Below are 17,859 nucleotides of genomic sequence, written 5' to 3'. Positions count from 1 at the left end.
GGGGTTTTTGTTTCTCTAGCAGCCAGGCCGGGAGCATCTGGCCCTGTGCCGGCCTAAAGGGCGGAGCCTTGCTGAGTTACCCCGTCGCCTCCTTCAGTCGGATCAGCTTGAGTTCGTGGAACAGCCCCATCATCAGGCTGACGCACATGAACAGCAGCACGATCACGAAGGGCAGGCCGGCGCTGACGGCACCGGCCTGCAGGGCCTGCAGCGCGGCCGCGCCACCCACCGCCAGCAGCACACCGGCGATCACGCCCTCGACCGTGGCCCAGAACAGGCGCTGGGACTGCGGGGCGTCGGTCTTGCCGCCGGAGGTGATCGAGTCGATCACCAGCGAGCCGGAGTCTGACGAGGTGATGAAGAAAACCAGGACCAGGGTGATTGCCAGCAGTGAGGTGATCGTGGTCAGCGGCAGGTGCTCGAGCATCTGGAACAGCGCCAGCGAGGAGTCACTGATGCCGTCGGCCAGTGCACCGACCCCGTCGCGGGCCTGATCCAGGCCGGTGCCGCCAAAGGCACTCATCCAGATCACGGTGACGGCTGTCGGCACCAGCAGCACCGCGGTCACGAACTGGCGCACCGTGCGCCCGCGCGAGACCCGCGCGATGAACATGCCGACAAACGGCGACCAGGAGATCCACCAGGCCCAGAAGAAGATCGTCCACTCGTGGTAGAAGGTCTGGTCGTCACGACCCACAGGGTTGCTGAGCGGCCACATGTACTGGGCGTAGGCGCTCAGCGTGATGCCGGTATTGGAGAGGAAGGCGATAAAGCCGCCGAACAGGGCCACGAACAGTAGCAGTACCACCGCCAGCGTCAGGTTGATGTTGCTGAGCACGCGCACCCCGCCATGGATGCCGCGCATGATCGACAACAGGGCAATTACCGTGACGCCGATGATGATCGCGACCTGGGTGTTCAGGCCGGCTTCGATGCCGAACACCGACTCCAGCCCCGATGCCGCCTGCTGCGCCCCAAGACCCAGGGAGGTGGCCAGGCCGAACAGGGTGGCCAGTACCGCCAGGGTGTCGATCACATGCCCGAGCGGGCCCCAGATCCGCTCGCCGAAGATCGGGTAGAACGCGGAGCGGATGGTCAGCGGCAGGCCCTTGTTAAAGGCAAAGAACGCCAGCGCCAGGCCTACCACGGCATAGATCGCCCATGGGTGCAGGCCCCAGTGATACATCGTCGCACCCAGGGCCGCGTGCTTCGCTTCCTCGGTGCCGCCCTCGATGCCCAAAGGCGTCCCGAACCACTCGGTGAAGTAGCCTACCGGTTCGGCCACGGCCCAGAACATCAGGCCGATGCCCATGCCGGCGGCGAACAGCATCGAGAACCAGGACAACACGCTGAAGTCCGGCTTCGCATCCTGGCCGCCAATCCGGATGCTCCCGACCGGCAGCAGGATCAGGGCCAGACAGAACAGCACGAACAGGTTGCCGGCCGACAAGAACAGCCAGTCAAAGGTCTCGCCGATCCAGGCACGCGTGGCGCCCAGGCCCTCGTCGGCCTGTTCCGGGAACATCAGGGACAGGATCACGAACGCGAGGATCAGCAGGGCGCTGACGGCGAATACCGGGTTGTGCAGATCCAGCCCCAGCGGGTTGATGTTCTGTTCCCCGATCTCGTGATCGGTCTCGTAACGGGCCTCGAGCTCCTCGATCTCCCGTTTCGGGTCTTGTGCGTTGTCGCTCACGCTCACCTCCTTGGTGTGATTGGGGGACGCTGGTCCAGACGTTCTCCGGTCCATTGCCTGGAACTGTCTGACCGCCAGGGCGGTAGTCTTCGATTGAGACCGCGTCTCCCGAGGTACGAGTCGTTTCGTTCTGGCATCCGGCCGTCGGAATCCGAAACGAAAAATTCGGGACCTTCATGGCTGACTTCCATTGCTCACCCGCTAGCGGGTGAGCAACAAACGTGCGCGGCGGATTGGCTGCTAGAAGCTGTAGTGCATGCCGACCATGAACACGTTGTTGCTTCCATCCTCGGGAAAGTCAGCCCCGGCCCGGCCGGTGTCTCGGGCCCTTGATGCCGGTACCGCACCGGTTGCTTCTTCTTCGTAGTAGTACTCGGCAAACAGGGACAGCCCGTCCATCCAGTTGAACGCGTAGCCCAGGTGGAAGACGTCTCCGCCGTAGTTGTCGACGTTGGCGTAGGTTCCGTGGAATATATGTTGCCCCACGGCGTGGGCGGCGTAGATGTTCGCGGCGACGTCGCCGTCGTCCCCGAAGGCCCCGGCGTCCTGGTCGCTTTCAATGTATTCGACCTTGGCACCCATCGACCATGGGCCCATGCTGTGCATCGCGGACACCCCCCAGATCCGAGTGTTCTGCTCGCCATTGGCATCATCGACCCCGACGGAAAGAGTCGTGTCGCCGAAGGCGTACGAACCGGTCACCTGGTAGCGATCATCTGGAGAGCCCGATGCATCGTCGTAGCCGCCGTTCGCGCTGTAGGAGGCCGCGAACGAGAAGCCGTTGAAGTCCGGAGAGTAGTACATGAGGCTGTTGCTCTCACGGAAGGTCGTATAGGTCGCGAAGCCGCTCTGGTAGGAGTAGAACATGTCCACCGGGAAGGCGATCGCGTTGTAATACGGCAGCCAATCGCGGCCATACGCCACGGTACCGAATGCGCCGTCGAGCCCGACCTTGCCGATGCGGACGTCCTCGTCTTCGCCACTGAAGGGGTCCTGTACTCGGCCGTTGGCCAGGTCGAGCGGGATTTCCAGCTGCGCAAACGCGTTCAGGCTTTCATTGATCTCATAGTTGGCGTTGAAGCCGATGCGTGAATAGGCATCCCGGAAGCCGTCATAGCTGTCCTCGCCATCCGGGTCCGCCGTTTCGTACTGCAGTCTCAGTGACCCGTAGAAATCGAACTCGACGCCCCCTGCACCCTCCTGTTCTGCGGGGCTGACCGCTGGCGCCAGAAGAAGCGCCGTGGCAACGGCCCCGGCCAGTGGAGTGAGATTCCACGAAATGTTGTTTTTCATTATTCGTTCCTTTTGGCAGTTCGATCCTGGAATCCGAAAGAGAAACAGGCCCCTGTACCCCCGGGGGACCGATGGCGAGCTCCCGAGGAACCGCCACAACCGTTTCTGTCGCGTATGGCTAACGAGAGGCCCGTTTTGTTGCCCAGAGACCGGATCCTGGTGACCTCGGCTAGCCGGAAACCCCATTAATAGAACGCGCTCGCCGCTTTCGCCAGCAAAGGACAAGTTGCAACTCCATTATTTTTGTACAAAACTATATGGCATTTGCCATACTGAGTCCGACTGTGATGTCAGCTGTTTCTGCCCAGAACGAACCTCATCGCCCCGCGACGGAAGGGGAACCGGATCTGTCGCGTTCCGTGATCCGTCAGCTGCGCGTGATCATCCGCGCCCTGCAGGGGCATTCGCGGGCAGTGGAGCGTGCCTGCGGGATCAGTGCCTCGCAGTTGTGGGCCCTGTGGGAGCTGCAGCGCACGCCCGGGCTGAATGTCAGCGACCTTTCGCGCCGGCTGTCGGTGCATGCCTCGACCACCTCGAACCTGCTGGACAAGCTGGAATACAGCGGGCTCGTCGAGCGCCGCCGCCCGGAGAAGGACCAGCGCATCGTGCGGCTGTATGTCACGCCCAAGGGGGAGGCGCTCCTGTCCGACGCCCCGGCAGCCCCCCAGGGCGAGTTGAACCGCGCGTTGCACGCTCTCCCGCCCGAGCGGCTGGCGGATCTGGACGAAGGGCTTACCCTCCTGGTCGAGGCGATGAACACCACCGAGCCTCGTGCCGGTCTGCAGCCGTTCGAGGTGAAAACCTGAGCGGCGTGGCCGCCAGGTAACGCGCCATGCGCTCCCTCCTGCCCGCCAGCCTGCTGCTTCTGCTGCTGCCGCTGGTTGTACTGGCCGAGCCCCGATTCGACGACCCGCCCACGGACTCGCGTGATGGCGGTCTAACCCTCGAATGGAACGCCGAGGGGCCCGTCGAACTCGAACAGGCGAGCGGTCCGGACTTCGACGACGCCCGCGTGATCTATCGCGGTGGCGACACCAGCAGCGTAATCAGCGGCCTCCCGGACGGCGAATATCGCTTTCGCCTGCGGGCCGATGGCGCGGACGACTGGGCCGACGAGGCCCGGATCGATGTGGCGCACCACAGCCTGGCCCGCGCGTTCGGCTTCTTCGCGCTGGGAGGCGTCGTCTTTCTGGTCCTGATCGTGGCCATCCTGCGCGGTCGCCCGCGCGACTGAATTCACCTGCCCCGCCCCGTCGATCCGCGTGTACCGCGACCGGGGCCGGCGGCCCTATCGGAGAACACGATGCACGAACTCAAGATCAACATGCAGCGCCTGCAGCAGGACATTACCGAGCTGGGGCAGATTGGACGCGATGCCGACCGTGGTTTGCACCGCCGGGCGTTCAGCGAGGGCGACCGCGCGGGGCGCGAGTGGTTTCGCGGCCGCCTGGAGGCCGCGGGCCTCGACGTCTGGCAGGATGGCGCTGCCAACCTGCACGGTCGCCTGGACTACGACGGCAAGCGCCCGGTGGTCGCCATGGGCTCGCATCTCGATACCGTCCCCGGTGGTGGCCCGCTGGATGGTGCCCTGGGGGTGCTGATCGGGCTGGAGGTGCTGCGCACGGCCAAGGAACATGAGGTCGACTTGCAGTACCCGCTGGAGGTCATCGACTTCACTGACGAGGAGGGCCGCTTCGGCGGCATGTTCGGCTCCCAGGCGATGGCCGGAAAGCTGACCCCGGAGAGCATCAGCCATGCCCGTGACCTCGAGGGCATCACCCTGGTCGAGGCGATGGCCAACTGGGGCCTGAATGCCGACGACGCCCTGAGCGCGCGACGCGACCCGCACACCCTGCATGCCTTCATCGAGACCCATATCGAGCAGGGCCCGGTGCTGGATCGCCGCGGCCTGAGCGTGGGCGTGGTCGAGGCCATCACCGGCCTGTTCAAGTGGGAGGTGCGCCTGAAGGGCCAGCCGAACCATGCGGGCACCACGCCGATGGACATGCGCATCGACGCCTTCCAGGGGCTGGCCGAATTCGGCGGCGAGATCAATCGCCTGCTGGAGGAGCACGGCAGCCCGAACTCGCGCGCGACTATCGGCCGCGTGGAGCTCTCGCCGGGCGCGGCGAACACCGTGCCGGGCATGGCGACTTTCTCCTTCGAGGTGCGCGATACCGACGAGAAGGTATTGACCGCGCTGGCCCATGCGGCCCGCCGCACGCTGTCCAGCCTCGCGCGCCGGCGTGACCTGATGTTCGAGTTCGACGTGCTCTCGGAGATCGATCCGGTGCGCTGCGACACGGGCATCGTGCAGACCATCGAGGCGACCGCCGAACGCATGGGGCTGGAGTACCTGACCATGCCCAGCGGCGCTGCGCACGACACCCAGAGCATGAGTGCAATCACGCGTACCGGCATGATCTTCGTACCGAGCCTGCAGGGGCGTAGCCATTCCGCGGCGGAATGGACAAACTGGGAGGACATCGAGACCGGCGCCAACCTGACGCTGCAAAGCGCCCTGGCCCTGGCCGCCCGTTCGTGAGCATCCCCGATCACCGCGACCCAAGGACCGCCCGGCATGGCCAATAACGACAACGTCTCCCAGCTCACTGACTACGACTCCCTGGACCCGCTGCGCGAGCAGTACCAGGAGAGCCTGATCACGACCCCGGTGCTGCGTCAGGAACTGCGCGAGCACCACGTCGCCCTGCTGTGCATTGACCTGCAGTACCTGGATGCCGCGCGCGGTCATGGGGTGTTCGCCGACTCGGTGCAGTCCGGCGTGCCGCCCGAGGCGCAGGAGTACTACTTCAACCGCCTGGAGCAGACGGTGCTGCCGAACGTGCGCCGGCTGCAGGATGCATTCCGCGAGCAGGGGCTGGAGGTCATCCACACGCGTATCCGTTCGCTGACCCACGACGGGCGCGACCGCAGCCCGGGCCACAAGCGCCTGAACCTGCATGCCGCGCCCGGCTCCAAGGATGCGGAGTTCGTCGAGCAGGTCGCACCGGTGGGCGACGAGATCGTGCTGGACAAGACCGCCAGCGGCGTCTTCAATTCGACCAACCTGCACTACATCCTGCGCAACCTGAACATCTCGGCACTGTTCATCGTGGGTGTGTACTCGAACGAGTGCGTATCCACGGCCGTGCGCGATGCCTGTGACCTGGGTTTCTATGTCACGCTGATGGACGACGCCACCGCCACGGTGACCCCGGAGATGCAGAAGGCGACGATCACCACCATCAAGGATCGCTACGCCCGCGTGATGACCACCGACGAGGCGATCCGCGAGATCAAGAAGGTGAAGGAGGCCTCGTGACCGGCCTCGACGACCCGATCCTCCCGAGTTCGATCGCCTGGGGGCTGCTGATCGCATTCAGCATCCTCTGGGTGGCGCTCGGCTGGTGGCTGGGTCGTCACAACAAGACCGCCGAAGACCACATGCTGGCCGGGCGCAACGTCGGGCTGGCGCTGGCCACCGCGACCGCGATGGCCACCTGGGTGACGGCCAACACCACGATGACCGCCCCGCAGCTGGCGCTGCAGCTGGGCGTCTGGGGCATGCTCGGGTATTCGCTGGGGGCGCTGGGGCTGATCCTGTTCGCGCCGCTGGCTCGTCGTATCCGCGAGCTGATGCCGCGCGGGTTTACGTCCGGCGACTTCATCCGCCTGCGCTTCGGCACCTTCACCTGGCGCGTATTCCTGGTGGTCTCGCTGATCTACGCCTTCGGCTGGCTGGTCTCGATGGCGATGGCCGGCGGGGTGCTGATCAATGCCCTGGCCGGGATCGACTATCGCGTGGGCATGACCGTGATCCTCACGGTCTGCGTGATCTACACCCTGCTGGGCGGTCTGCGCGCGGTTATCGGTACGGACTTCATCCAGACCATCATCATCATCGCCGGCGCGGCGTTCATCGCCTGGCTGACCATCGACAAGGTCGGTTTCGAGGCGATCCACTTCAACCTGATGGAAGAGCGCCCGGAACTGCTGAGCCTGTTGTTCCCGGCCGCGATCATGTTCCTGTTCAACAACCTGCTGTTCGGGGTGGGCGAGATCTTCCACTCCAACGTCTGGTGGTCGCGCGCCTTTGCCTTTGGCCGCAACGTCGGCTTTCGTGCCTACCTGCTGGGCGGGCTGCTGTGGCTGCCGATCCCGATCGTCGCCGGCTTCATCGCCCTGGCCACGCCGGCGCTGGGCATCAACGTGCCCGCCGCGGACATGGTCGGGCCGCTGGTCGCGGCCGAGGTCCTCGGCCTGACCGGCGCGATCGTGGTCTTCATCGTCGTCTTCGCCGCCTTGGCCTCGAGCCTCGACTCGCTGCTGGCGGCCACCTCGGACCTGGTCACCCGCGATATCTACCGCGGCCATATCCGCCCGCAGGCCAGCGAGCAGAGCCAGTTCCGCGCGACCAAGGTGATCGTTGTGCTGCTGGGTCTGCTGACCTGGCTGGCCGCGAGCTATCGCGGCTCGCTGCCGATCATCGGCTCGCTGGCCGAACTGCTGTACTTTACGGGGGCCTTCGTGGCCTCGGCGATCTGGCCGATCGTCGCCGGGCTGTACTGGCGGCGGGCGAACCCTCAGGGCGCGGCCTGGTCGATGATACTGGGGTCGGGCATTGGGCTGGCCAGCTATTTCCTGATCGGCTTCTATGTCGCGGCACTGGTGGGCGCGGCCGTCTCCCTGGCCGTGATGGTGCTGAGTACCTGGCTGGCGCCGCGGCCGTTCGACTGGGGTCGCCTGTCCCGCGACGCCGCAGCCGAGGAGGTCCGGACCGCATGATGATCTCGTCGACTGCCTTGTCCGTGATCGTTGTGGTTGCCACGCTGGTCGCCACCCTGACCCCGATCCTGCTGCTGGCCCTGTTCATTCGCGACTGGAAAAAAGGATGCCTCTGGTGAACTACACCGAAGATCCCCTGCACGTGCTCCACCCGAAAGACGGCGCCGCCGGCACCGACCGCCCGAAGGCGCTCCTTGAGGCCGTGGAGGAAGACCCGGACCCGCTCCTGAAGCTGGCGGCCGCGCATGTGGTTTCCAGTCAGCAGTTCTCGCGCGATGAACTGCTGCAGCTGTTCCGTCTGGCGGCGCAGTACGAGACCACTCCGGCGCTGATGCACCTGCCGCTGGCCGGCAAGATTCTGATCAGTGCGTTCTACGAGCCGTCCACGCGCACGCGGCTGTCCTTCGAGAGCGCCTGGCACCGGCTTGGCGGGGCGGTGATGTCGATCACCGACCCCAAGAGCACCGGCATCGCCAAGGGCGAGTCGCTGGCGGACATCGCCGAGATGTTCAACAACTACGGCGACGTGCTGGTGCTGCGCTCCTCGGATGGCGAGGCGGCGCACAACATGCTGGAGAACCTGCGCATCCCGCTGGTCAACGCGGGCAACGGGATCGACGAGCATCCGACCCAGGCGCTGGCGGACGTCTACACCCTGGCCAAGTGGCGACCGGAGCTGTTCACCGGCCCGGTGGCGCGGGAGGACCGCATCAAGGTCGGTATCATCGGGGTGCCCTCGCGCATGCGCACGGTGCGTTCGCTGCTGCGCCTGCTAAGCCTGTTCCCGGAGGCAATCGAAGAGGTCGTGATCATCTCGCGCGAGGACGAGAACTTTGACCCGGGTCAGCGCGAGGAGCTGGAAGAGGCCGGCCTGAAGCTGCGCGTGGTGCACGAACTGGACCCGCTGCTGCCGGAGCTGGACGTCGTCTACATCAACGCCATTGCCTGGGTGGGGGATACGTTCGAGTCCATGGGCGAGGGCCTGAAGCTGGATCGCAACTCCCCGCTCAAGAAGGGCGCGGTCATCCTGCACCCGCTGGCACGCGGTGACGAGCTGTCCACGGACCTCGACGACACCCCGCACAACTGGTACTTCGCCCAGGCCCGCGGGGCCGTGTTCGTGCGCATGGCGCTGCTGACCACGGTGGTCCGCCGGATCAGCGCGGTCATGGATACCCCGGAAGACTGAGCCAAAGTCGAACTTGAACCGCGAGCGGCGTGGCGCGCCGTAAACCGCGCCCCGCTCGCACCCACGGAATCGAACCAAGGAGACATGCCATGTGTGGCATCGCCGGAATCTTTCACGCCGACCCCAACCGCAAGGTGGACCCGCAGACCCTGGTCAACATGGCCGCGATCCAGTATCACCGCGGCCCCGACGGCTTCGGCTACAAGACGCTGGACGACCGCGGCGTGGGCTTCTCCCATGCCCGCCTGTCGATCATCGACCTGGACGAAAACCGCGGCCGCCAGCCGTTCTGTATGACCGACGGATCGATCATGACCGCGGTCAACGGCGAGCTGTACGACTACAAGCGCATCCGTACCGACCTGACCTCGCGCGGCGTGCAGTTCCGCACCAAGAGCGACTCCGAGATGGTCATGCACCTGTACCGGCGCGAGGGGCTGGAGGATGCGATCAAGCACTTCCGCGGCGAGTTCGCGATCTCGCTGTATGACCGCGAGCATGATCGCCTGGTGCTGATCCGCGACCGCTTCGGCATCAAGCCGCTGTATTTCACCGAGGCCAATGGCAGCTTCGTGTTCGGCTCCGAGCTGAAGGTGCTGTTCGCCAATCCCGACGTCCCGCGCCAGTTTGCCGATGACGGCCTGTACCACCAGCTGATGCAGACCATGGTCCCGGGCACCACTGCGTTCGAGGGCATCCACCAAGTGAAGCCCGGCCACATGGTCATCGTCGAACGGGCCCACGGCAAGCTGAAGGTGCGCCAGGAGAAGTACTGGGACATGGACTTCCCGCTGGCCTCCGAGCGCCCGCCGGAGGAGGATGCCGACGAGAACTACTGGATCGAGGGCGTGCGGGAACAGTTGATGGAGGCCGTCCAGCTGCGCCTGGAGGCCGACGTGCCGGTCGCCTGCTACCTCTCCGGCGGGATCGACTCCTGCATCACCCTGGGCCTGGCCTCGGCCAGCCAGCAGTCGCCGGTCAAGGCCTTCACCATCGGCTTCGACAACGACGACTACGACGAAACGGCGATTGCCCGCGAGATGGCCGAGAGCGTCGGCGCCGACCAGGACATCCTGAAGCTGAATGCGGATCACCTCTACGACAACTTCGAAGAGGCCCTGTGGCACGCCGAGCGCACCATCTACAACACGCTGGGGGTGGCCAAGCTGTTGATGAGCCGGCACGTGAACGAGGCGGGCTACAAGGTGGTGGTGACCGGCGAGGGCTCGGACGAGCTGTTCGGTGGCTACCCGGCCTTCCGCCGCGACATGTTCCTGCACGGCCTGGACACCCTGCCGGAGGCTGACCGCGCCGCCTGGCAGCAGATGCTGAACGAGTCCAACGAGCTGTTCTCCGGCGCGATGCTGGCCGAGGACGAGGTCGACGACCCCGAGTTCACGAAGATGATGGGCTTTACGCCGTCCTGTCTGCAGCCCTGGCTGGCGGCAGCCGAGCACGTGCCCGGCCTGCTGGCGCCGGAGCGCCGCGAACGCATGCAGGACTACCAGCCCGGCAAGGCGATCGCCAACGCCCTGGACGACGACATGCTGGATGGCCGGCATCCGCTGGACAAGGCCCAGTACGTCTGGATCAAGACCATGCTGGAGGGCCAGATCCTGACCTGGGGTGGCGACCGCATGGACATGGCCAACTCCATGGAGGCGCGCCCGCCGTTTCTCGACCACCACCTGGCCGAGTTCTGCGCCCACCTGCCGCCGACCCTGCGCATCAAGGGCCGCACCGAGAAGTACGTGCTGCGCGAATCGATGAAGGGCCTGCTCCCGAAGGTGCTCTACGAGCGCGAGAAGTTCGCGTTCATGGCCCCGCCGGCGCACACCGACCCGGTCAAGTGGGCAGCGATGAAGGCCCTGGCCGACCGCTACCTGTCGCCGGAGAAGGTGGCCGAGGCGGGTCTGCTGGACCCGGAAGGCGTGCGCCGCGTGTTCGAGATCCACGAGGACGAGACCACCCCGGCGGCCACCCAGGTCCAGCTGGACGCGGTGATCAACCACATGATCGGGGTGCAGGTCCTGCACGAGAAGTTCGTCGCCACTGACATCCCGGCGCTGGCTCGCCAGAAGGCCGACGAGTTCGGCTGGCGGCCGTAAACCCGGGTTACGGACGGCCAGGAACTGCCTCGCAAGAGGGGACCGGGTGGTCCGGTGCTCAATCCCAGCTGTTGCGGGCGTTCTGGTAAAAGCCGGGGTCTTCGCTGGTGGCGCCCTGCAGGGTGCAGACCGCCGCCGCGAACGCCAGCGCGCGTTCGAGGGTGGTCGGCCAGCCCCAGTCCTGTCGCATGCCGAGCAGGACGACACTGGCAAAGGCATCGCCGGCCCCGACCGCATCGCGCAGCTCGGGTACCGGCGGGGCCGGGGCCGCAAAGCGCTCGCCGTTGACGGTACGAATGATCGCCCCGCCGGCCCCGGCGGTGACGACCAGGGCCTGACGGATGCCCGCCTGCTCGAGCAGGGCGGTCTCCGCCTCGTCGTCCGCAGCCCCGGGGACCAGGGTGGCCAGCTCGTCCTGGTTCAGCTTCACCACGTCGGCGTCCCGTATAAGGTCCAGCGTCGTGTCTCGCGTATACCAGGGGTCGCGCAGGTTCACGTCCACGAAGCGGTGCCCGGCGCGTTCGCGCAGGCGTGCCAGCAGGTCGTGATTCCCCCGGCGCAGGGCCAGTGTGCCGTGGTAGAGCAGTGGCGTGGAGGCGGGCAGCGCATCGGCCCAGGCTGCGGGTACGTCGTCGTAGGCCTGGTCCGGCACGATGGTGTAGCTGGGCTCGCCGCGGGCGAGTTCGACCCGGACTTCGCCGGTCGGGGCTTCGGGGTGCCGATACAGCCCGCGGGCGTCCATGCCGATCGCATCCATGCGGGCCTGCACCGCGGCGCCCGCTGGGTCGTTGCCTATGCCGCCGACGAAACAGACCGGCTCCCCGAGCTGATGCAGGTTCCAGGCGACATTGAACGGCGCTCCGCCCAGGACGCGCTGTCCATCGGGAAAGACATCGAACAGGACCTCGCCAAAGATCAGCTGGGGGGATGGCTCGGCAATCACAACGGCCTCCTATCAGGGAAATTCTCCCGGGGGATCAGGAAGGGTGTGGCTCGCGGTCGGCCCGCTCCACGCGATCGCGCCCGAGCTTCTTCGCCTGTAGCAGGGCGTGATCCGCGGCGTCGAAGATGGCCGCGGTGGACTGTCCGGCCGCGATCGGGCACATGCCCGCCGAAATGGTCACGCGCAGCCGCGTCTTGCCGGCCCGTACGATCAGGCGATCCACGGCCTCGCGGATCGAATCGGCACGGCGCTGGCAGGTGTCCGGGTCGGAGGTGAGGATCATCACGAATTCCTCGCCCCCGTAGCGCGCAACGAAGTCCTCGCTGCGCACGCCCTCGGCCAGGATCTCTGCGACGGCCTTCAGCACCTTGTCGCCGGCACTGTGGCCGTATTCGTCGTTGATCGCCTTGAAGCGGTCGATGTCCCAGACCAGCAGGCAGGCCGGTTGCTCCGCCCCCAGGTCCTCCCGCAGGCCATCAAGGTAGCGCTCGAAAGCCGTGCGATTGGGCAGCCCGGTCAGGCTGTCGCGGTAGGCCTCCGCCCGCGCCTGATCCAGCCGCTTGCGCAGGGCACTGACCTGCGACTCCAGCGTACGGCCCTTCGCTCGCAGCAGGCGGTTGCGCTCCAGGGCCTCGAGCAGATCGTTCTCCTGCTGATTGCGAAAGGCCGCCACATGTTCGACCACGCGATCCAGACCCCGGCTGATTTCCTGGCGCAGGGTGGCGATGTCCTCCAGGTCGTCCATGCGGCCCTTCATGGCCCGGACATTGTCCGAGATGCCATCGTGCAGGGTGGCAACCGAGGCGCGTGTACGTTCGCTGCGTTTCTCGTCTTCCGACAGGGCCGAGTCGACGTCTTCCAGGCGATGCCAGATCTCGCCCACGACGTCCGACAGCTCGTCGCGCTCGTGCATGGCGCGCTCGCACTTGTCGTGCAGCACCCGGAAGAGCTGAGAAAGCGTTCGTTCGATCTCCGAGCGGTCGCGCCGTTCGGTCGCGCGATGCAGGTCATCCAGGCCGGGGTCCAGGAAATCGAACCCGTTCAGTCCGCGGCGCACGACCTCGAGCACAGCGCTGGCCAGGTCCTCGTGGTGATCGGAGCTGCGGACCGCGTCGGCCAGCTGTGCACCCAGCCGATCCATCCAGGCAGAGTCGGGCGGGCTGGACTCCACCGCGCGGGACAGGTCCTGAACCGCGCCATCCAGTGCCGGCACGCGGGCGCTGACCACCGCCAGTGCCCTCAGGGCCACCCGCCTCAGTGCATCCTGCTGGACCTGCTCGCGCTCCAGGCGGCGCTCGAGGTCGATGATGGTCCTGCGCATCTCGCTGGCGGACATGGGGCTCCCGAAAGGGCTGTGGGGTCTGGACGTGCCGGGATCATTTAACCGCGTCCGCGACGCGGACGCCAGCGATGGGACTCAGGCGGTGTGGCGGGTTCCGTGCAGCGACTGGGCGGCTGGCAGCTCGATCTCGATACCGACCGGGAGGTGGTCGGACAGGGCCACGTTGTACACGCGCATGTCGCTGACATGCAGGTCCGGGGTCAGCAGGATGTGGTCGAACACGAGGCGCGGATCCCAGGAGGGGTAGGTGGCCGGGCAGCTGATCGGCTCCAGCAGCCCGGTACGGGCGACCAAACGCCGGATCTCCAGGCTGTCCTGCTGGCAGTTGAGATCCCCCATCACCACGGCGTGGCGTTCCGACTGGATCCGTTCGGCGACGTAGTCCAGCTGGGCCTGGCGTGCGCGCCGGCCGAGTGCCAGGTGCAGCAGAAACAGCACCAGCTCCTCGCCATTTTCCATTGCGTAACGGGCCTCGATGGCCCCGCGCCCCGGCAGCGGCCCGGGCAGGCGGTGCATCTCGACCCGTTCCGGCTCAAGCCGCGAAAACAAGGCCAGCGAGTGTTTGGCGAACTGGCCGAGATTGCGGTTGATGCGATTGTAGGTATGCGGGAAGCGGGCCTTTTCCGACAGATAGGAGGCCAGGTCCACGAAGTTCGAGCGCAGGCTGCCACCGTCCAGCTCCTGGACGCCGACGATGTCGAAGTCGGAGATGAAACGCGCCACGCGATCCAGGTTGCCGATCCGCCCCTTATAGGGAAGGACGTGCTTCCAGGAGTTGGTCAGATAGTGGTGCAGGCGCGACGAGGGGATGCCCACCTGGGCATTGAAACTCAACAGGCGCAGGCGCTGCGCGCCCTGGTCGTGCTGATAGGTCAGTCCGCGTACCTCCGGCGAGGCCGGTTGTGCGCGAACGGGTTCGGCATGCTTGCCGCTGGCCGTGGCCGTCATACTGCTTTGTTCCCCAGAGAACGGCGGAAGGTCCGCCCGGATACTACCTAGAATGGACAGACCAACTCGCCCAAACGTTCCGTCAGCTTCAGGTTTTCGCTGTAGTCGACCGGGCAGTCGATGATGGTGACACCGGGGGTGGCGAGGGCTTCGCGCAGGGCGGCCTCCAGGCTGTCGCCCGGGCCGATGCGCACACCGCTGGCGCCGAACGAGTGCGCCAGCTGGACAAAATCCGGGTTGCCGAAATCGACGAAGGCCTTGCGCCCGTACTCGCGCACCTGCTTCCACTCGATCAGGCCGTACGCATTATCGTTCCAGATCAGCACGACAAAGCTCTGGTTCAGGCGCACCGCCGTTTCCAGTTCCTGCACATTCATCAGGAAGCCGGCGTCTCCGGTGACCGCGATCACCTGGCGTTCGGGGTAGAGCGCCGCCGCCGCGATCGCTCCCGGCAGCGCGATGCCCATGCTGGCGAACCCGTTCGAGATCAGGCAGGTGTTGGGGAGCTCGCAGCGGAACATGCGCGCCATCCAGAGCTTGTGCGCCCCGACATCGGTAATCACCACGGCGTCGAGCTCGGCCGCGGTGCGAAGGTCCCAGATCAACTTCTGCGGCTTCAGCGGGAACTGGGTGTCCTCGCGATGCTCGTTCATGTCGTCGATCAGGTTCTGGCGCAGCGGGCGCAGGATGGTCTCCTCGCGCGGGTCCACGAGATCCGTGAGGCGGGCGAGGCAGGTATTTAGGTCGCCGATCACCTCGGATGAGACATTGTAGTGGCCATCGACCTCGGCCGGGGCGGAGTCGATGTGGATCAGCGTGCGGTCGCCGGTCGGGTGCCAGAGCCTGGGTGGATATTCCACCAGGTCGTAGCCGATACAGACGATGACGTCGGCCTTGTGAAAGCCGAAATTGACGAAATCCTGGCTTTGCAGGCCCACCGAGCCCAGGGCCAGCGGGTGGCGGAACGGCAACACGCCCTTGGCCATGAAGGTGTTCGCGACCGGGATATTCAGCGCGGAGGCCAGCTGCGAAAGGGCTCCGCTGGCTCCCGAGCGGATGACGCCGTTGCCCGCCAGGATCAGCGGATGCTGGGCCTCGTTGAGCAACTTCGCCGCGGCCTCCAGGGAGGCCTCGGCCGGCACCGCCTCGGGTCCGGCATGGACCGGGAGTGGCGGGTTGGGGCATGGCAGGGCGGCCACGTTTTCCGGAAGTTCAATGAAGCTGGCGCCGGGCTTGCCGCCCTCGGCCCACTTGAAGGCTTTGCGGACAACCTCCGGCAGTATCTCGGGCTCGACCACGCTGGAGCTGTACTTGGTGATCGGCTGGAACAGGCCCTTCAGGTCAAGGACCTGGTGCGACTCCTTGTGCAGCCGGTGAGTGCTGGCCTGGCCCGCGATCGCGACCAGCGGGGCGTGATCCATGTTGGCATCGGCGACACCGGTGATCAGGTTGGTCGCCCCCGGGCCAAGGGTCGCCAGGCAGACCCCGGCACGGCCGGACAGGCGACCATGGACGTCGGCCATGAAGGCCGCGCCCTGCTCGTGGCGCGTAGTGATGAACTCGATGGGGGAATCGGCCAGGGCGTCGAGAACGGCCATGTTCTCTTCGCCCGGCAGGCCGAACACGCGCTCGACCTGTTCCTGTTCCAGGCATTCGACCAGTCGCTGGGCCGTAGTGACGGTTGTGCTCACGCGTTACGCCACCCGACGCTGGACCCTGGACACGGGCGGGGTCAGCCCCGGGCCCGTTCGATCAGGAAATCGGCGACTTCGAGCATCTCCTCGTGGCTGCGCGTCATGCTGGCCGAGACCACGGCCTCGCCGTCGATGACCAGGGTAGGCACACCCTCGACGCCGTACTCCTGAACGTCCTGGCCGGCCTCGGTGACCTTGCGGCGGATCTCCTCGGAGCGCATCACCTCGCGGAACTCGTCGGCGTCGAGGCCGCGCTGGTTGATTAAGCGCAGGATGGCGCTTTCCGAGCGCAGCTCGCGACCCTGGTCATGGATGGCGTCGTAGAACGGTTGATGGACCTCGTTCAGCACTTCCAGCTTCTGTGCGGTGTAGAAGACGCGCGCATGCAGGGCCCAGACATCGTTCATCGGCGCGGGCAGATAGACGAACTCGACATCGTCATCCAGCCCCTTCTGCCACTCCTGCACATAGGGCTCGAACGAGTAGCAGTGCGGGCAGCCATACCAGAAGACCTCGACCACCTGGATCTTGCCATCCTCCAGGCCGGTGTCGACCGGCGGCTGGATGGTGCGGAAGTTCTGACCATCCCGGTATTCGCGGGCCAGGCTGGTGCCGGTTGCCAGCAGCAATCCGGCACCGCCCATGGCACCCAGGAAATCACGACGCCTCATTTACAGCTCTCCGTAGGAATGCAGCCCGGACAGGAACATATTCACGCCCAGGAAGGTGAAGGTGGTCACGAACAGACCGATGATGGCCCACCAGGCCATGACCGGGCCGCGCCAACCCTTGGTGAAGCGCATATGCAGCCAGGACGCGTAGGTCAGCCACAGAATCAGGCTCCAGGTCTCCTTCGGATCCCAGGTCCAGTAGCCGCCCCAGGCCTCGGCCGCCCACATCGCGCCCAGTACGGTGGCGATGGTGAAGAAGGCGAAACCGATCGCGATGGCCTTGTACATCACACTGTCCAGCGCATCCTTGCTGGGCAGCCGATGGGTGATCGCGGCATCCGGCCGGGTGCGCTCGAAACGGTGCTTGATCAGGTAGGCCACACCCAGCATGGCCGCGATGGCAAAGCCGCCGTAGCCGACGAAGTTGGTCGGTACGTGGATCTTCATCCACCAGGAGTTGAGGGCCGGCACCAGCGGTTCGATCTCGTGCGCCTGGCGGTCCCACATGTACCACAGCAGGAAAGTCACCGAGGCGGCGATCACCAGCATCACGAAGGCGCCCATGGTGCGCTGACCGGTGCGCTGCTCGTAGTACAGGTACATGAGCGTGGTCATTACCGCCAGCAGGATGAATACCTCGTAGAGGTTGGACACCGGGATGTAGCCCCAGCTGGGGTCGGTCAGGTAGATCTCGCGCCAGCGCACCATCAGCGCCATCATGCCGGCGCCCGAGCCGATCCAGGCGAAAGCGGCCCCGAGGCGCGACGGGAAGTCGGATTTGCTGAACAGGCCGAGGATGTAGGTCGCGGTGGCCATGTAGAGCATCACGCTCATCCACATCACACCGGCCTGGCCGGAGCCAATGTAGTTCAGCCAGAAGTTGGTGCTGCCCCGGGCCAGATCGTCACCGTACAACCAGACCCCGAACAGCGAGAGCGCGGCGACGATGATCGAAAAGAGCTGCCAGGGGCGCCAGAACCAGCCCAACCAGGCACTCATGCCGGCGGCGAGGATCAGGCCGCCGGTGTCGTAGCGATCCATCAGGTGGCCATACTGCCAGTGAGCGATCACCGCAACGGCGAGCACCAGCGCAAAGTATGCCCAGTCGAGCGGCCGGATGCGCCGGAAGATACTGGGCCGTTCAAAATCCAGGGCCTCATGGGGTACTGACATGGATCGCTCCTCCG

Annotated in this window: 16 protein-coding genes; 8 read left to right on the top strand and 8 right to left on the bottom strand. The window is 65.8% G+C overall.

Annotated features, from left to right (window positions below; all coding sequences use genetic code 11):
* Positions 1–76: 76 nt before the first annotated feature.
* Together F791_RS0105510 and F791_RS0105505 are read right to left on the bottom strand one after the other, a co-directional pair.
* Positions 77–1,696, bottom strand: coding sequence for a BCCT family transporter (locus F791_RS0105510; RefSeq protein ID WP_012981439.1), 1,620 nt, complete (start codon positions 1,694–1,696; stop codon positions 77–79).
* Between the two features lie 240 nt (positions 1,697–1,936).
* Positions 1,937–2,989: a porin gene (locus tag F791_RS0105505; RefSeq protein WP_019592287.1), complete on the bottom strand. Its 1,053-nt coding sequence runs from the start codon at positions 2,987–2,989 to the stop codon at positions 1,937–1,939.
* A gap of 287 nt (positions 2,990–3,276) precedes the next feature.
* On the opposite strand from F791_RS0105505, the gene F791_RS0105500 reads away from it, so the two are divergent.
* The 8 genes from F791_RS0105500 to asnB all read left to right on the top strand — a co-directional run bounded on the left by F791_RS0105500 (position 3,277) and on the right by asnB (position 11,074).
* Entirely contained in the window at positions 3,277–3,795 is a 519-nt protein-coding gene (locus F791_RS0105500; protein ID WP_012981441.1) for a MarR family winged helix-turn-helix transcriptional regulator, read from the top strand.
* Between the two features lie 26 nt (positions 3,796–3,821).
* Positions 3,822–4,223, top strand: coding sequence for a hypothetical protein (locus F791_RS0105495; protein ID WP_018175089.1), 402 nt, complete (start codon positions 3,822–3,824; stop codon positions 4,221–4,223).
* A 69-nt stretch (positions 4,224–4,292) separates the two neighbouring features.
* A complete protein-coding gene (locus F791_RS0105490; RefSeq protein WP_012981443.1) occupies positions 4,293–5,534 on the top strand; it encodes a Zn-dependent hydrolase in 1,242 nt (413 codons plus the stop codon).
* A 36-nt stretch (positions 5,535–5,570) separates the two neighbouring features.
* Complete coding sequence (locus tag F791_RS0105485) at positions 5,571–6,314, top strand: cysteine hydrolase family protein (RefSeq protein WP_012981444.1); 744 nt, start codon at positions 5,571–5,573, stop codon at positions 6,312–6,314.
* Positions 6,311–7,777 (top strand): sodium:solute symporter family protein, encoded by a 1,467-nt coding sequence (locus F791_RS0105480; RefSeq protein ID WP_018139777.1) that lies wholly within the window; start codon positions 6,311–6,313, stop codon positions 7,775–7,777. The genes F791_RS0105485 and F791_RS0105480 overlap by 4 nt, the downstream gene beginning before the upstream one ends.
* Entirely contained in the window at positions 7,774–7,896 is a 123-nt protein-coding gene (locus tag F791_RS13855; RefSeq protein WP_012981446.1) for a hypothetical protein, read from the top strand. The genes F791_RS0105480 and F791_RS13855 overlap by 4 nt, the downstream gene beginning before the upstream one ends.
* Entirely contained in the window at positions 7,884–8,966 is a 1,083-nt protein-coding gene (locus F791_RS0105470; protein WP_018993375.1) for an aspartate carbamoyltransferase, read from the top strand. Before F791_RS13855 ends, F791_RS0105470 begins: the two co-directional genes overlap by 13 nt.
* A gap of 89 nt (positions 8,967–9,055) precedes the next feature.
* On the top strand, positions 9,056–11,074 hold the full coding sequence (gene asnB, locus F791_RS0105465) for an asparagine synthase (glutamine-hydrolyzing) (protein ID WP_018139778.1): 2,019 nt from the start codon (positions 9,056–9,058) through the stop codon (positions 11,072–11,074).
* A 58-nt stretch (positions 11,075–11,132) separates the two neighbouring features.
* On the opposite strand, the gene F791_RS0105460 is transcribed toward asnB, so the two are convergent.
* From F791_RS0105460 to ccsB, 6 genes are all read right to left on the bottom strand, one after another.
* The gene (locus tag F791_RS0105460; RefSeq protein ID WP_018993376.1) at positions 11,133–12,017 is read right to left on the bottom strand and encodes a carbohydrate kinase; all 885 of its coding nucleotides are present in this window, start codon (positions 12,015–12,017) and stop codon (positions 11,133–11,135) included.
* A 34-nt stretch (positions 12,018–12,051) separates the two neighbouring features.
* Positions 12,052–13,353: a GGDEF domain-containing protein gene (locus F791_RS0105455; RefSeq protein ID WP_018139780.1), complete on the bottom strand. Its 1,302-nt coding sequence runs from the start codon at positions 13,351–13,353 to the stop codon at positions 12,052–12,054.
* 81 nt (positions 13,354–13,434) lie between these two features.
* Positions 13,435–14,307 (bottom strand): endonuclease/exonuclease/phosphatase family protein, encoded by an 873-nt coding sequence (locus tag F791_RS0105450; protein ID WP_012981451.1) that lies wholly within the window; start codon positions 14,305–14,307, stop codon positions 13,435–13,437.
* A 47-nt stretch (positions 14,308–14,354) separates the two neighbouring features.
* Positions 14,355–15,998 (bottom strand): acetolactate synthase large subunit, encoded by a 1,644-nt coding sequence (locus F791_RS0105445; RefSeq protein WP_012981452.1) that lies wholly within the window; start codon positions 15,996–15,998, stop codon positions 14,355–14,357.
* A gap of 41 nt (positions 15,999–16,039) precedes the next feature.
* Positions 16,040–16,672: a thiol:disulfide interchange protein DsbA/DsbL gene (locus F791_RS0105440; RefSeq protein ID WP_018993377.1), complete on the bottom strand. Its 633-nt coding sequence runs from the start codon at positions 16,670–16,672 to the stop codon at positions 16,040–16,042.
* Positions 16,673–17,845, bottom strand: coding sequence for a c-type cytochrome biogenesis protein CcsB (ccsB, locus tag F791_RS0105435; protein ID WP_012981454.1), 1,173 nt, complete (start codon positions 17,843–17,845; stop codon positions 16,673–16,675). It lies immediately after the preceding gene.
* Positions 17,846–17,859: the final 14 nt, after the last annotated feature.

The sequence above is a fragment of the Thioalkalivibrio sp. ALRh genome, assembly GCF_000381425.1.
Classification (GTDB): Bacteria; Pseudomonadota; Gammaproteobacteria; order Ectothiorhodospirales; family Ectothiorhodospiraceae; genus Thioalkalivibrio.
Note: the sequence above shows the minus strand (reverse complement) of the source record. Positions and strands in the feature narration are given on the sequence as shown.

Bases quoted from the DNA above. Each gene is read 5' to 3' on its own strand.
- F791_RS0105450 (WP_012981451.1), bottom strand. From the start codon at position 14,307: ATGACGGCCACGGCCAGCGGCAAGCATGCCGAACCCGTTCGCGCACAA.
- F791_RS0105455 (WP_018139780.1), bottom strand. From the start codon at position 13,353: ATGTCCGCCAGCGAGATGCGCAGGACCATCATCGACCTCGAGCGCCGC.
- F791_RS0105485 (WP_012981444.1), top strand. From the start codon at position 5,571: ATGGCCAATAACGACAACGTCTCCCAGCTCACTGACTACGACTCCCTG.
- F791_RS0105505 (WP_019592287.1), bottom strand. From the start codon at position 2,989: ATGAAAAACAACATTTCGTGGAATCTCACTCCACTGGCCGGGGCCGTT.
- F791_RS0105470 (WP_018993375.1), top strand. From the start codon at position 7,884: ATGCCTCTGGTGAACTACACCGAAGATCCCCTGCACGTGCTCCACCCG.
- ccsB (WP_012981454.1), bottom strand. From the start codon at position 17,845: ATGTCAGTACCCCATGAGGCCCTGGATTTTGAACGGCCCAGTATCTTC.
- F791_RS0105500 (WP_012981441.1), top strand. From the start codon at position 3,277: ATGTCAGCTGTTTCTGCCCAGAACGAACCTCATCGCCCCGCGACGGAA.
- F791_RS0105490 (WP_012981443.1), top strand. From the start codon at position 4,293: ATGCACGAACTCAAGATCAACATGCAGCGCCTGCAGCAGGACATTACC.
- asnB (WP_018139778.1), top strand. From the start codon at position 9,056: ATGTGTGGCATCGCCGGAATCTTTCACGCCGACCCCAACCGCAAGGTG.
- F791_RS0105495 (WP_018175089.1), top strand. From the start codon at position 3,822: ATGCGCTCCCTCCTGCCCGCCAGCCTGCTGCTTCTGCTGCTGCCGCTG.
- F791_RS13855 (WP_012981446.1), top strand. From the start codon at position 7,774: ATGATGATCTCGTCGACTGCCTTGTCCGTGATCGTTGTGGTTGCCACG.
- F791_RS0105440 (WP_018993377.1), bottom strand. From the start codon at position 16,672: ATGAGGCGTCGTGATTTCCTGGGTGCCATGGGCGGTGCCGGATTGCTG.